The organism is Ruminococcus sp. AF17-22AC, assembly GCF_003460065.1.
Lineage (GTDB): Bacteria > Bacillota > Clostridia > Lachnospirales > Lachnospiraceae > Blautia_A.
Genome location: NZ_QRXT01000008.1, coordinates 77,153 through 91,691, shown reverse-complemented (window position 1 = coordinate 91,691; position 14,539 = coordinate 77,153). Strand labels below are relative to the sequence as shown.

15 protein-coding genes and 1 pseudogene are annotated in these 14,539 nt (G+C 40.2%); 14 read left to right on the top strand and 2 right to left on the bottom strand.

What is annotated here, in order from left to right; translation table 11 throughout:
- Window positions 1-115 precede the first annotated feature (115 nt).
- From DWW86_RS12095 to DWW86_RS12085, 3 genes are read left to right on the top strand one after another with little or no spacing between them, the layout of a single operon-like run.
- Window positions 116-1,012 carry a carbohydrate ABC transporter permease gene (locus tag DWW86_RS12095; RefSeq protein ID WP_072522865.1) on the top strand — a complete coding sequence of 299 codons (897 nt, stop codon included), beginning with the start codon at window positions 116-118 and terminating at the stop codon, window positions 1,010-1,012.
- 9 nt (window positions 1,013-1,021) lie between these two features.
- A complete protein-coding gene (locus DWW86_RS12090; protein WP_083585545.1) occupies window positions 1,022-1,882 on the top strand; it encodes a carbohydrate ABC transporter permease in 861 nt (286 codons plus the stop codon).
- Window positions 1,883-1,901: 19 nt separating this feature from the next.
- Window positions 1,902-4,232 carry a glycoside hydrolase family 95 protein gene (locus DWW86_RS12085; RefSeq protein WP_117943391.1) on the top strand — a complete coding sequence of 777 codons (2,331 nt, stop codon included), beginning with the start codon at window positions 1,902-1,904 and terminating at the stop codon, window positions 4,230-4,232.
- Window positions 4,233-4,241: 9 nt separating this feature from the next.
- Here DWW86_RS12085 and DWW86_RS12080 read toward each other — a convergent pair whose 3' ends face one another.
- Complete coding sequence (locus tag DWW86_RS12080; RefSeq protein ID WP_117943390.1) at window positions 4,242-5,246, bottom strand: LacI family DNA-binding transcriptional regulator; 1,005 nt, start codon at window positions 5,244-5,246, stop codon at window positions 4,242-4,244.
- A gap of 453 nt (window positions 5,247-5,699) precedes the next feature.
- On the opposite strand from DWW86_RS12080, the gene DWW86_RS12075 reads away from it, so the two are divergent.
- The 10 genes and pseudogenes from DWW86_RS12075 to DWW86_RS12035 all read left to right on the top strand — a co-directional run bounded on the left by DWW86_RS12075 (window position 5,700) and on the right by DWW86_RS12035 (window position 11,778).
- Entirely contained in the window at window positions 5,700-6,407 is a 708-nt protein-coding gene (locus tag DWW86_RS12075) for a FadR/GntR family transcriptional regulator (protein WP_117943388.1), read from the top strand.
- Window positions 6,408-6,541: 134 nt separating this feature from the next.
- Complete coding sequence (locus tag DWW86_RS12070) at window positions 6,542-7,672, top strand: Ldh family oxidoreductase (protein ID WP_117943386.1); 1,131 nt, start codon at window positions 6,542-6,544, stop codon at window positions 7,670-7,672.
- A 98-nt stretch (window positions 7,673-7,770) separates the two neighbouring features.
- Complete coding sequence (locus tag DWW86_RS12065) at window positions 7,771-8,946, top strand: NAD(P)-dependent malic enzyme (RefSeq protein WP_117943384.1); 1,176 nt, start codon at window positions 7,771-7,773, stop codon at window positions 8,944-8,946.
- Between the two features lie 12 nt (window positions 8,947-8,958).
- Window positions 8,959-9,045: pseudogene (locus DWW86_RS17385) on the top strand (amidase); the annotation flags it as partial.
- A gap of 272 nt (window positions 9,046-9,317) precedes the next feature.
- Window positions 9,318-9,575: a hypothetical protein gene (locus DWW86_RS17670; RefSeq protein ID WP_330392870.1), complete on the top strand. Its 258-nt coding sequence runs from the start codon at window positions 9,318-9,320 to the stop codon at window positions 9,573-9,575.
- Between the two features lie 27 nt (window positions 9,576-9,602).
- On the top strand, window positions 9,603-9,875 hold the full coding sequence (locus DWW86_RS12050) for a DUF4869 domain-containing protein (protein ID WP_117943382.1): 273 nt from the start codon (window positions 9,603-9,605) through the stop codon (window positions 9,873-9,875).
- Window positions 9,836-10,138 carry a hypothetical protein gene (locus DWW86_RS12045; RefSeq protein WP_072522871.1) on the top strand — a complete coding sequence of 101 codons (303 nt, stop codon included), beginning with the start codon at window positions 9,836-9,838 and terminating at the stop codon, window positions 10,136-10,138. Before DWW86_RS12050 ends, DWW86_RS12045 begins: the two co-directional genes overlap by 40 nt.
- A 547-nt stretch (window positions 10,139-10,685) precedes the next feature.
- A complete protein-coding gene (locus tag DWW86_RS17570) occupies window positions 10,686-10,826 on the top strand; it encodes a nitroreductase family protein (RefSeq protein ID WP_353652704.1) in 141 nt (46 codons plus the stop codon).
- On the top strand, window positions 10,823-11,185 hold the full coding sequence (locus tag DWW86_RS12040) for a nitroreductase family protein (protein ID WP_353652703.1): 363 nt from the start codon (window positions 10,823-10,825) through the stop codon (window positions 11,183-11,185). Before DWW86_RS17570 ends, DWW86_RS12040 begins: the two co-directional genes overlap by 4 nt.
- 32 nt (window positions 11,186-11,217) lie before the next feature.
- Window positions 11,218-11,778, top strand: coding sequence for an NUDIX hydrolase (locus DWW86_RS12035; RefSeq protein ID WP_117943380.1), 561 nt, complete (start codon window positions 11,218-11,220; stop codon window positions 11,776-11,778).
- Window positions 11,779-11,854: 76 nt separating this feature from the next.
- Here DWW86_RS12035 and DWW86_RS12030 read toward each other — a convergent pair whose 3' ends face one another.
- Complete coding sequence (locus DWW86_RS12030) at window positions 11,855-12,499, bottom strand: Crp/Fnr family transcriptional regulator (protein ID WP_286187712.1); 645 nt, start codon at window positions 12,497-12,499, stop codon at window positions 11,855-11,857.
- A gap of 248 nt (window positions 12,500-12,747) precedes the next feature.
- Between DWW86_RS12030 and DWW86_RS12025 the strand changes: the two genes are divergently transcribed.
- Complete coding sequence (locus tag DWW86_RS12025) at window positions 12,748-14,538, top strand: flavin reductase (RefSeq protein ID WP_117943378.1); 1,791 nt, start codon at window positions 12,748-12,750, stop codon at window positions 14,536-14,538.
- Window position 14,539: the final 1 nt, after the last annotated feature.

Below are 14,539 nucleotides of genomic sequence, written 5' to 3'. Positions count from 1 at the left end.
CAGATAAATGAAAATCTGATGGCAGCATAAAAGAGGAGGCTTCTGACTGCATGACTGGTATAAAAACAGGCAGAGCAGTTGGAAGCCTTTTTTCTACAGAATTGAGGATATTAAGATGACAGGTAAAAAAACAGGACTGAAGGTGGCTAAAAAGAATAACAGAGCGGGATTTTTATTTCTGCTTCCGTTAATTGTTATTTTTATAGGTTTGTTAGGCTATAGTTTCTACTTCCTGATCTCAAACAGTTTCAGAGATGTAACGATAACATTCCGCAGATCAGAATTTGTTGGTTTAGCAAACTATCAAACAATTTTTAAGGATAAGAGTTTTTGGAAATCACTCTTAAATACCTTTATTTTATCAACAGCTAATATTTTTTGTGGTTTAACTTTTGGATTTATCATAGCAATTATTTTGAATTTTAAAATCAAAGGAAAAAGATTTTTCCATGCATTGTTCTTTATTCCGTCAATGCTTCCAATCGCACTGATGGCAACTGTTTTTGGATCAATGCTTGAGTACAAGAATGGTATTGTAAACCAGATCTTAAGAGGTGTCGGACTTGGCGCACTTGCGCAGAGATGGCTTGCAGATCCGAAACTGGCAATGGGAGCTGTGTGTTCCGTTTCCATTTTCATGATAGGTATCCCGATCATGTATTATACGGCGGATCTGACAACGATCAGCAGAAGTATTCTGGAAGCAGCAACAATCGATGGAGCCGGAATGAAAGACCAGCTGTTACTGATCATTTTTCCGGTTCTGAAAAATACACATAAAACAATCATTCTTTCCATGCTTCTTGGTGGTTTCCGAGAAATGGAACGAGTTTATCTGATGACAGACGGAGGTCCGGGAGGATGTACGGAGATCATCGGAACCTATATCTATCGTGCTACACGTTCAGCAGGATCAAACATCGGACTTGTCTGTGCTGCGGCGATCATTGTATTAATTGTTGCATTTATTATTTCATTTATTCAGTTAAAGCTGACATCAAAGAACGGGTAGGTGTAGAAAATGAAAAAAATAAAGAAGATGAAAGAAAAAGATTTTGAAATGGAACAGGATCTGTTTGCCATTTCAAAAGCGAACAGAAGAGGAATGATCATTTTTCTGGCAGTAATGCTGGCTTTATGGTGTGTGCCGATTTATTCTTTGTTAAAAGACTCTTTAAAAGTACATGGATTAGAAAACTACTGGTATGTTCTTACAAATGAAGTAAATGGCGTACCGTTTTATCAGTATTTTATAAACTCAATTATCAATGCAGTCTTTGCATCTGCGCTTCTGGTGTTGATCTGCTCATTCTCCGGCTTTGCATTTTCAAAGATTGAATTTACAGGAAGAAAATTTATTTACAACCTTGTGTTAATGTGTCTTGCAATTTCAGGACCAATCCTGATCATCCCATTCTTCTATATTTATAAGACAGCACATTTGTATAATACACATGTAGCAATCATTCTTTCGGAATGTCTGATCACAATTCCGTTTGGAGTACTCATGATGAAAAACTTTTTCGACGGACTTCCGACTGAACTGATGGAATCAGCAAATGTGGATGGTGCATCCATTCAGCGCTGTTTCTTCAGTATTTATCTGCCATTGGCAAAACCGGCGATCATCAACCTTGCAGTACTGCAGATTATGTGGTCTTTCCAGGATTTCCTTTTCCCGTTGATGTTCCTTACAAAAGATAAAGCGTATACCACAACAGTTGCGGTAAATGCATTTAAAGGGGCATATGGAATGACTCCGCAGAATCTTGGAAGATACAATGCAGCCCTTGTGTTGATTTCCATTCCAAGTATTCTGATATTTACCTTTGCACAGAAATTTATTGTAAATGGAATTACTTCAGGTGCGGTAAAAGAATAAACACGAAAGGTTTAATTCTATGAATAAAACATTAAAATATATTTCACCAGCGAAATCATTTACAGAGGCGCTGCCTCTTGGAAATGGATCTCTTGGAGCAATGGTTTATGGAGGCGTTCCGGAGGAAAAGATTACTTTAAACTATGATACATTTTGGTCAGGAACAGGGCACCGGGAAGAAAAAGAAGTATCCACAGATACACTTGAGTATGCAAGGAAACTGCTCTTTGAGGAAAAATTCTGGGAAGCTGAGCAGTACATGAAAGAAAATATGCTCGGTTTTTACAATGAATCCTATATGCCTTTGGGAATCCTTAATTATGAGTTTGAAAAGATTGAGGAACCACAGGAATATGTGCGTTCTCTTGATCTGGAAAAGGCAGTACTCACTTCAGAATTTAAAGCGCATGAAACTGTTTATACATCTAGAATGTTTATATCAAATCCGGCAAAAGCACTTGTGATCAGAATTACATCAAATGGACCAGATAAACTGAGTTTAAGAGTCGAGCTTGACAGTAAGGTAGAGCATTTAGCTAAAACTGAAAATAATAATTGTTTACTTATCAGCGGAAATGCACCATCAAATGTTCAGCCCAATTATGTGGAATGTGATCATCCAATCGTTTACGAAGAGAAAAATCCAGGAATGGCATTTTGCTGTTATTTACAGGCTGTTCATATAGGTGGAAGTGCTACAGTAAGTTCCGATAGTTTGAGCATTAAGGATGCTGACGAAATTGTATTCTATCTCACTGCGGCAGATGGCTATAAGGGATATGACCAGAAGATTGAAACAAATCCGGAAGCATGTGAGAAGAACTGTCGTGATCAGATCAGGATATTAAACTCGAAAACATATGATGAACTTGAGAAAGAACATATAAAGGATTATCAATCTGTTTATAAAGATGTGTCACTTGAATTGGACGGAGAAGAATATGATCTGCCGACAGACGAACGTCTGAGACGGGTTCAAAATGGAAAACAGGATCTGGGATTATCCTGTCTGTTTTTCCACTATAATCGATATCTTATGATCGCCAGTTCAAGAAAAGGTACGCAGCCGGCTAACCTGCAGGGAATCTGGAGTGAAAGCATCAGGCCTGTGTGGAGCAGCAACTGGACGACGAACATTAATACAGAAATGAATTACTGGCTCAATGGCCCGTGTAATTTGATTGAGAGTTTTGAACCATTTGTTGATTTTGTAGAAGAGCTGAGTCATGCGGGAGAAGAAACTGCAAAGAAACAGTGCCATTGTTCCGGATGGACAGCAAACCATAATGTGGATATCTGGAGACAGACCGGTCCTGTAGATGGTGAGCCTAAGTATGCATACTGGCCAATGGGTGGTGTTTGGCTGTGTTCGCAGAGTTATGAATATTTTAGATATTCTGAAGATCTGAAAACTTTAAAGAATAAAATATATCCGTCACTGAGAGGGTCTGTGCTCTTTTGCCTTGACTGGATGCAGCAGAGAGAAGATGGACTCTATTATACGGCACCGTCTACTTCACCTGAGAACACATTTGAAGATGATGAAGGACACTCCTGCGGCGTAAGCTATATGACCACAATGGATCTGGCAATCATAAAAGAGTTATTTGCAAATTATTTAGCGGCAGCGGATGTATTAGGAATCGAAGAAGATTTGATCAAACTGGTGAAAGAACGCAGCAAACTGCTTCCTGGTTATCAGATTGGAAAAACAGGAATGATTCAGGAATGGATCAAAGATTTTGAAAAGTCAGATGTTGGACACAGACATTTTTCACCTGTATTTGGATTCCATCCGGGGCATTCAATCAAGAAAACCGATACAGAATTAGTACAGGCATGTCAGAATTTTATAGAAGAAAAAGCTGAAAATTTCAAACAGCAGATTGGATGGAGCTGTGCATGGCTAATTAATTTATGGGCAAGATTAGGTGATGGCACAAAGGCGAATCACTACTATGAAGAGCTTCTTCGCCAGTCAGTTTATGACAATTTATTTGATCTTCATCCACCATTAGGTGAAACGGAGGGAGAACGAGAAGTATTCCAGATTGATGGAAACTTTGGAAGTGCAAGCGGCGTTGCCGAAATGCTGATTAGCAGCGAGAAAGGCAAAATTACGATTCTTCCGGCGCTGCCAGACAGCTGGAAAAATGGAAAAGTAAGGGGACTCTTAGCAGCAGGCGCTATTGAAGTGGATATCACATGGAAAGACAGAAAACCTGTCAGTGTATCTCTGCGATCTTCTTCAGATCAGAATGTAAGCCTTTTCTATAGAAACAGGAAACTGGCTGAACAGATAGAATTAAAAAAACAGGAACAACAAATCATAAACTTGTGTTCCTGCTAATAAATTAAATCATACTAATTGTCGGATACTTTCTTTATAATGCATGGTTGGTTTATGCATGATAGTCTTTGGATAATCAGAGTAATCGCCACAGATTCGTTTGTAAAGAAGTTTGCCAGCTTCTGTTCCCATAAGGTTGGTGGGCTGCTCTGCAAAAGATAGCGGTGGGTTAACCACATTTGCAAGAGGAAAGTTATCGAATCCAATGACAGAGATATCCTCCGGTATCTTTAAACGTAAATAGTTGATTGCAAGGTAAGCACCAATGGTCATATCATAATTACTTATGAATATGGCTGTTGGTCTTTTTTTGAGTTTACATAGACGGAGCATGGCCTCATAGCCGCCATCTATACTGTAGTCTCCGCATTGAATATAATCATCACAGAGTGTTAAACCAGCCTCTGTCATAGCCTTTTTGTAGCCGTTGAGACGCCCAACACTGGTGTAATGATTTGGGCTTCCGGTTATGATAGCAATATCCTTATGTCCCAGATCAATTAAACGCTGAGTAGATTCAAATCCAGCAAGTTCATTGTCAAGGACGATGCAGTCGGTTGCGTGATCTTTGATTTCCTGGTCAAGGAGAATCAATGGGATATTGCTTTTCTGAATCATTTCGATTTGTTTGCCATCAGAGGCATATGGAATCAGTACGATTCCATCAACCATACGATCGATAAGATATTGTGTTTTACGCAATTCCATTTCGGCATTGTTATGGCATTCGCATACGATAACACTGTATCCTAAAGGTAATAATGTGGATTCAATAGATGAGATCATAGAAGTACAAAATGTGGAATCAAGCATTGGCAGCAGGATGGCAACGGAGAATGATTTGGCATTGCGCAGTCCTTTAGCTATATTATTTGGGTGAAAATCAAGTTCTTTGATTGCTTCTTCTATTGCCAGACGTGTGCTTTCTTTTACTGTCTTGCCATTAATGTACTTGGAAACAGTACCTACAGAAAGTCCGGCACGAGCTGCAACATCGCGTATTGTTGAGGCCATAATAACGCCTCCCTTCTTAATATGATTGTATTATAAAAATATTAGCATAATTATAGGAATTATTCAATGTTGTTAAAGGTGTATATATTCCTTAATGAATCCTTTGATCCCTGTTCGCTCCGTTCACAACAGCCTGGTCAAAATCCATTCCACTTGCTGTAAACTGTCAGGAATGCTATATTATAGAAATAACGTAACTATTCAGAAGGTAGTATCCCGCGAGGCGTTTTGGCATGTTTTTTGCCAAAATCCCGAGACATATAAGGCAAAATGCCATCGCCGAAGGTGATTTGGAATGCATTTTGACTCGTAACTGTGAGGGTACTGAACAGTTACGAAATAACTGTCATACTGTACAGTTGTATCAAAAATAAACTCTATGGGAAAGACAGTGAAAAAATGATACCGCCTGTAAGAATACACGGACGGAAATGGGATGTGGAGGCATGGAGTATGTTTAAAGAAATTAGAGATGAACGGGCTTTCAACGGGATTTTAAATCAGATTATAGAGAACATTCAGAATGGCAGTCTCAAAGCGGGCGATGCCCTTCCAGCGGAGCGAACAATGGCGGAGATCATGGGAGTGTCCAGACCGGCAGTCAGAGAAGTTTTGAGAGCACTGGAACTGTTGGGAATAGTCAAGCCGGTGCCGGGAGGCGGGAATTATATTACGGAGGATCTGGATACCTGGCTGATCGAACCCTTATCCATACTTTTTAAATTAAATAATGGATATCTGCGCCAGAATCAGCAGTTCCGTGCGGCACTGGAGAGAGAAGCGGCAATTCTTGCAGCGCGAAAGTGCACACCGTTGGATGCAGCAGAATTATGGGTGATTCTTGCACGGCTGGACGCCGCAGAAGATGAAAAGATACGAGGTGAACTGGATCGCGAACTTCATAAGAAGATTGCAAAGATCGCAGATAACCCGATGGTTTACAGTGTCCTTGCGGCAGCGGATCAGCTTACTGAGAGTATTGTTTCCGGGACGAGAGACTACATTATGAAAAAGAATAATTCTGCCAGAGAGGTTGATGACCAGCATCATCGGCTTGTTGAGGCGATCATCAACGGAGATGCAGAACAGGCGGAACGATGTATGTCCGAACATATGGATACGATTGAACGTTATATGGAAGAAATGCAAAAAAAATTCTGAGAAATTTTGGTCATTTTTACAGGATGAATTGATATGATCTCTATTGTATTTTGGTAATACCAGTGGTATAATCAAAATACAAATTGGTAATGCCAATAAATAAAACAGGCAATACCAGAAAGAGAGGCGAAACAATGGGATATGTGAAATGGTCATATGAGACACTGAATCATTTTTGCGGAGACGTATTCAAGGCGTTTGGTTTTTCAGAGGAAGAAAGCAATCAGATCAAGGATGTACTTCTTACGGCTGATCTTTATGGAATTGAAAGTCATGGTATGCAGAGAATGGTGCGTTATCATAAGGGAATCGAAAAGGGAACGATCCATCCGCAGGCAAAGCCTGAAATTGTATTTGAAACACCGATATCTGCAGTGATTGATGGTCATAATGGAATGGGACAGCTTATTTCCGTTTATGCAATGAAAAAAGCAATCGAAAAAGCCAAAAAAACCGGAGTTGGAATTGTAACTGTCCGTGAGTCCAATCATTTCGGTATCGCCGGATATTATGCAAAGATGGCGTGCGATGAGGGACTTCTGGGAATGGCCTGTACAAATTCAGAGGCTATTATGGTTCCTACGTTTGGCAAAAAAGCCATGCTTGGATCAAACCCAATCGCAGTAGCTATGCCGGCAGATCCGTATCCGTTTTTCTTTGACTCTTCTACCACGGTAGTTACAAGAGGAAAACTCGAAATGTACAACAAAATGGAGAAACCGCTTCCGAATGGATGGGCGCTGGACAAAGATGGTCATGCAAGTACAGATGCACCGGATGTCCTTTCCAATATTGTTGCAAAGAAGGGCGGTGGAATCATGCCTCTTGGTGGAAATGAAGAGGTTACAGGAAGCCACAAGGGATATGGATATGGTATGCTGTGTGAACTATTCAGTTCCATTCTTTCTATGGGTGTTACTTCGGATCATTGTTGCACATTCCCGGATAAAACAGGAATCTGCCATGGATTTATGGCAATCGATCCGGCTGCATTTGGTGATCCTCAGGCAATCCGCAGACACTTTTCAGAATACCTGGAAGCTTTGAGAGAAAGTCCGAAGGCAGAAGGTAAAGATCGTATTTATACACATGGTGAAAAAGAAGTTTTTGCAGAAAAAGACAGAAGAGAGCATGGATTACCTGTAAACGATAATACGATGGTCGAACTTGCTAATCTGTGTGGATATCTCAAACTCGACTTTGATAAATATTTTGACGGATATGAGCTTCCAAAAGAAAGCAAATTCTTTACCGGTAATTATTAATAGATTAGAAGATTGCTGTGAACGGAGTGAACAGCAACAATAGAAGAGTCGAATGATACGTTTTCACAAAATTTAAGATATCAGGGAGGATAATAGAAATGGATTATGCAAAAGAATCTTTAAGATTGCATGGAGAATGGAAAGGTAAGATTGAAGTTGTAACAAGAGTACCTGTAGAAAATAAGGATGATCTGTCTCTTGCCTATACACCAGGTGTTGCACAGCCTTGTCTCGAAATCCAGAAGGATGTGGATAAATCTTATGATCTTACCAGAAGATGGAACATGTGTCTGGTAGTAACTGACGGCTCAGCTGTTCTTGGACTTGGAAACATCGGACCAGAGGCCGGAATGCCGGTAATGGAAGGAAAATGTGTACTTTTCAAGGCGTTTGGCGATGTAGATGCATTCCCTCTTTGCATCAAGAGCAATGATGTGGATGAGATCGTTAATACAATTTATCTGATCTCCGGTTCTTTTGGCGGAGTAAATCTGGAAGATATTTCTGCTCCGAGATGTTTTGAGATTGAGAAAAAACTGAAAGAAAAATGTGATATTCCGATCTTCCATGATGACCAGCACGGTACAGCTATCATCACTCTTGCTGGTCTGACCAATGCACTGAAGGTTGTAGGAAAGAAAAAAGAAGATGTTCGTATCGTTATGAACGGAGCAGGAGCTGCTGCAATCTCTATTGCACGTCTCCTTCTGACAGCAGGATTCAAAGATATCACTCTCTGCGACAGAAAGGGTGCAATCTACGAGGGACGGCCGGAAGGCATGAATCCGGTCAAAGATGAAATGGCTAAAGTTACTAACCTGGCTAAAAAATCCGGTTCTCTTGCAGATATGCTGGTTGGCGCAGATGTATTTATCGGTGTTTCTGCACCGGGCGCTGTTACAACAGAGATGGTTAAGACCATGAACAGAGATGCAGTTGTTTTTGCATGTGCGAACCCGATTCCGGAGATCTTCCCGGATGACGCAAAGGCAGGCGGAGCAAAAGTTGTTTCCACAGGAAGAAGTGATTTCCCGAACCAGATCAACAACGTACTTGCTTTCCCGGGAATCTTCCGTGGTGCATTTGATGTGAGAGCAAAAGAAATCAATGACGAAATGAAGTTGGCAGCGTCTGAAGCACTTGCAAATCTGATCACAGATGAGGAACTTTCTCCGGAATATATCATTCCGAAGGCATTCGATAAGCGAGTAGGACCAGCGGTAGCCAAAGCGGTTGCTGAGGCAGCAAAGAGAACCGGTGTAGCTCGTATTTAATAATCAAGATATATGCAGAATGATTTTATTGATGGAGCTCTTGGAACGAAAGAAGCCGTCGCAATTGTTCCTAAAGTAGAAGAGAAAATCAGAAATTTCAAAGGAACAGTTTTTTTACACGAGATATGCAGGAAACTGCACTGAAGGCCATGAAAGCGTGCCAGATAGATATTGTTGGATGAACGGATTACAAAAAGATATGGAATAAGGTAAAGCAGAAGCCAGAAAATCAGTAAAGGATTTTCTGGCCTTTTTGTTAGCATAAGAATTTTTTATGAGAACTTATCGTCATCCTGATGCATCTAATCAGTGTAAAAGAAAAAAGCAAACACGTGTAGTAATCCGGCCGGACAAAAGGAGAAGACAAAGTTATGACAAAAGATGCATTTATTAGGGAGGTTCGGGATGCAGAAGCCATGCTGTATCATATATCAAAGTCCATTCTGAAGAATGACTCTGATTGTGGGGATGCTGTGCAGGAAACAATTCTTAAGGCATATGAAAAACTTCCTACATTAAAAAATGGTGCCCTGATTATCAGAAACAGCTTCCCACAACTGGTTGATATAGATAACCTGCAGGCGGTACATTTTGGGAACATTGACCAGTGGCTTGAAGTGCGGGAGTAGAACTATGTTAAGCATGTATTGGGAAAAATGGAAGAGGCAGTTTATTACCCACCTGTTTATTTTGATAATCGTTATGAGGATGAATGGATTACAGACAAACAGTCTGTTGAGATTATTCGAGACGTGGACAAATCTGATGTAGTAAGTGCACATCTGATTGAAAGCCCAGTTCTTGGTCCTATTTCACCCAAAGAATTGTCAGGGGGCGTAAAGACAGTCCTATTGATGCTATTTGATGAGACAGGAAGAATTTTTAATGCATGTATAAGATATATTCTGATGAAAATGTTTTGCCGATAAAGCCGGAAAAAATAATTGTTGAAGATTCAAATTCAGGGTATGATTTTTTTCATTCGGTAAGTGAAGATCAGGCTTCGGAAGAATATATTGAGAGCAGTGAATTCTTCAGCTGGGAGAGATACTTTACCAAGTTATTGATTGAGCAAACCGAAGGTACTTATCTGAAATATAAAAAGTCCAGATTGAATAAGTTTTATCTCCATGAAAAGAATAAAGACACTATTTTAAAAAGTATCAAGGGAATAAAATTTAAAAATTATTAAAAATGGGAAAATTCGGGCCAAATCAGTTGGAAAATGCCTTTTCCATGATACTCAGACTTTCCTCAGGAGTCAGTGGATTGTATATATCTTAATATTGTTGTGGTGTTGTGTAGAAGATGACTGCGAGAGGAGTAAGTTGTCTGGAGGTCAACGAAAATATAGGTTCCGAATGACTATGGAAAGGATAAGCTGTGTGGAGACCAATCAAAATTGTGGTGCTAGATGACCTGGTAAAGAGTAAGTCTGCTGGAAACCAACATGATTTAGATAAAATGGTTGGCCAGTGATAGAGCAAGTATCTTGCAGGTCATTGAAGGTAATAAAATTGGATGGTTTGTATATGAGCAACACCAATTTAAGCCAATAAAATGAATATATAATGGACCCTATAATTAAAATGATTTTACAAAAAAAATCAGGAAAATATGATAGAAAAAACTGTTATTGTGAGAATTAATTGCGGATGAAGTGAAGATATTTGTTAGCTTTATAAAATATACATGTTATAATGGAACTATCTTAAATAATAAGCAAGGGAGCATGTAATATGAACAGTATTTTTCACAGAATCAGTGTAAGAAAATATGAAGATAGACCAGTAGAAACGGAAAAAATCATGGAGATTCTGAAGGCGGGAATGCAGGCACCAAGTGCATGTAACCAGCAGCCGTGGAAATTTTTGTGGTGACCGATAAAGAAAAAATCCAGAAATTATCCAAAGTAACTCCATACACCGGATGTGCAGCAGGGGCACCTGTAGTTATTGTTCCTGTATATCATACAGAAGGACTTGTTGCACCATCTTTTGCGCAAATTGATATGGCGATTGCACAGCAGAATATCTGGCTGGAAACAGATGCGCTGGGCCTCGGAGGAGTATGGTTTGGTATCGCACCGATGGAGGATCGAATGGAAGAAGTCCACAGATTTCTGGAGCTTCCGGAAAATGTGAAGGTATTTTCTATGTTTGCACTGGGCTATCCGGCAGAGACAAGACCTCAGCAGAACCGATTTGCGCCTGAAAGAATACATTTCATTGAGAAATAAAAACTAATACGGATAAGAAGGAAAGAATAAAAATGGAATTATTTGATGTTATAGACAGCAAGGGTAATCCAACAGGACAGATTGTATCAAGGGAAAAAGCGCATGCAGAGGGAATTCCGCACAGAACAGCTCATATATGGATCATCCGTGAAAAAGAAGGCAGAGTGCAGATTCTCTTACAGAAACGATCACAGAATAAGGATTCCTTTCCGGGAAAATTTGATACTTCTTCAGCCGGACATATTCAGGCAGGAGATGAACCATTGGAATCTGCACTTCGGGAACTGAAGGAAGAACTGGGAATCAGTGCAGTACCGGAACAGCTGCATTTTGCCGGAACCTTCCCAATATCTTTTGCCAGAGAATTTCACGGGAAAATGTTCCGCGATGAAGAAATTGCTTTTGTTTATATCTACAAAGAATCTGTAAATACAGATGAACTTGTACTTCAGACGGAAGAAGTAGAGAGCGTTCAGTGGTTTGACCTGGAGGAAGTCTGTGAAAAATGCGAAAAATACAGAGATATCTTCTGCGTACCCACCGGAGGCCTGGAAGTGGTGCGGAAATATCTGGATAAGGTAAAAACTGCATGAAAGATGGAAACCGTGCGGAGAGTAAGTCAAATGAAAGTCCGTGTAAATTGGATGCTCCAGACATGAGAAAATCCAGTTACTCCCGCAGACGAATATTTCTTCCTTTTTTGGTTAGAATCCCCTCTTTTTCCAGATTTTTCAGCTCTCTGGTCATGGCACTTCTGTCCACGGTAAGATATTGAGCCAGTGCGGTATAAGACATAGGAATCTGTACGCTATGGCTGTGAGTCTGGCTGGAAAGGTTGTTCAGATATGCCAGTAATTTTTTTTTGGTCGTGGTTCTGGATAATACATAAATCCGTTCCATTTGCTGCCTGGACTGCATAGCCGCCATCTGCAGCAGATTGCTGACCATCTGACTGTGATGGTGGCATGCTTTTTCACATCTTTTGATCACATGATCATAATCAATGAACATTACCTTTGTTTCTTCTTCGGCGGTCACATAATAATGCTGAGAGTCTGCCGGGAGAAGAAACGGTTCTCCAAAAACAGCATCTTTCTTAAGCTCATCGATCATATATTCATTTCCTTCTTCGTCGCAGCAGTAAAGAATTGCTCTGCCATAAAGAATCAGGCCGATCTTGTTCATAGAACGGGAATATTCCATGATCGTCTCTCCATTTCGGAAAATATCTTCTCTTGCATGAAAACAGACGCGCATTCGTTCCTGCTCTTCAGGAAGAATATCCGTAAAAAGTGTAATATGTTTTTCCATCATGTTTCCCCCTTTTTCCAGATTATAACATATTTTTTCAGGCAGATCATTAATTTGTGACTTTTGCAACAGAAATTCCTGCGCCATTCTGTTATTCTTTTAACAAAGTTATGAATTACAACAAAGTTACAGAATACAGGAAACAAAGACTATAAAACAAATAAAAGTAAAACAATAAAACTAAACCAGCACAAGTAAACAGAAAAAACGGAAACTTAATTATTCAATCTAAGAGAAACGGAGGAAATTATATGAAAATCACAGATACCATCAAATACGTAGGTGTAAACGATCACCGCATTGATCTTTTTGAAGGACAGTACAAAGTCCCGGGTGGAATGTCTTATAATTCTTATGTGATCCTGGACGAAAAAATTGCGGTTATGGATACTGTAGATGCAGATTTTACTCACCAGTGGCTTGACAATATCCAGCAGGTTCTGGATGGCCGTAAACCGGATTATCTGATTGTACAGCACATGGAACCTGATCATGCCGCCAATGTTGCAAATTTCCTGAAAGTATATCCGGATACTACAGTAGTTGCTACAGGTAAAGCGTTTAGCATGATCCGAAACTTTTTTGAACTGGATCTGGAAGGAAAGAAAATAGAAGCGGAAAACGGCAGTACACTTTCTCTCGGATATCATCAGCTTACTTTCGTATTTGCACCGATGGTTCACTGGCCGGAAGTTATGGTTACTTATGACAGCACAGAAAAGGTTCTTTTTTCCGCAGATGGCTTTGGAAAGTTCGGAGCGCTGGATGTGGAAGAACCATGGGATGACGAGGCAAGAAGATATTTTATCGGTATCGTAGGAAAATACGGTGCACAGGTACAGAAACTTCTCAAAGTAGCGGCCACTCTCGATATTCAGAAAATCTGTCCGCTTCATGGACCTGTTCTTACAGAAGATCTCGGACATTATATCGGGCTTTATGATACATGGTCTTCCTATATGCCGGAAGATGACGGAATTGTGATTGCCTATACTTCCGTATATGGACACACCAGAATGGCAGTTTCTCTTCTTGCTGAAAAATTAAAAGCAAAAGGATGTCCAAGGGTTCTGGTTTATGATCTTGCAAGAGATGATATGTCCCAGGCATTGAGTGATGCTTTCCGCTATTCAAAACTGATCCTGGCAACCACAACTTACAATGCAAGTATCTATCCGTTTATGAATGATTTTATTACCCGACTGGTAGAACACAATTACCAGAATCGTACCGTCGGCCTCATTGAAAATGGTTCATGGGCACCTCTGGCAGCAAAAATTATGAAAGAAATGATGTCTAAGTGCAAAAAAATCGACTGGCTGAAAAACTCTGTACACATCTGGTCTGCTGTAAAGGAAGAAAACCGTAAACAGATCGATGATATGACAGATGAACTCTGCAAAGAATATATTGCAAAAGATGATACTCTTGCAAACAAAAATGACATGACTGCGCTTTTCCGCATCGGTTATGGCCTTTATGTAGTTACCTCCAACGATGGAAGAAAAGATAACGGTCTTATTGTAAATACAGTTACGCAGCTGACGGACAATCCATATCGCGTAGCTGTAAATATCAACAAGGCAAATTATTCTCATCATGTAATCCGGCAGACGGGTGTTCTCAATGTAAACTGTCTGTCTGTAGATGCGCCATTCTCTGTTTTTCAGCAGTTTGGCTTCCAGTCCGGCAGAACCGTCGATAAATTTGCAGGTCAGAAGATCAACCGTTCCGGAAACGGACTTGTATTTCTGGATAAATATATCAATGCATTCATGTCACTGAAAGTAGAACAGTATGTCGACCTTGGTACGCATGGAATGTTCATCTGCAGCGTTACAGAAGCGCGTGTTATGAGTGATCAGGATACCATGACTTATACGTACTATCAGCAGAATGTAAAACCGAAGCCGGAAACAGAAGGTAAAAAAGGTTTTGTCTGCAAAGTCTGCGGCTATGTCTACGAAGGCGATGAACTTCCGGAAGACATCATTTGCCCGCTGTGCAAGCATGGAGCTGTGGATTTTGAACCGATACAGTAAA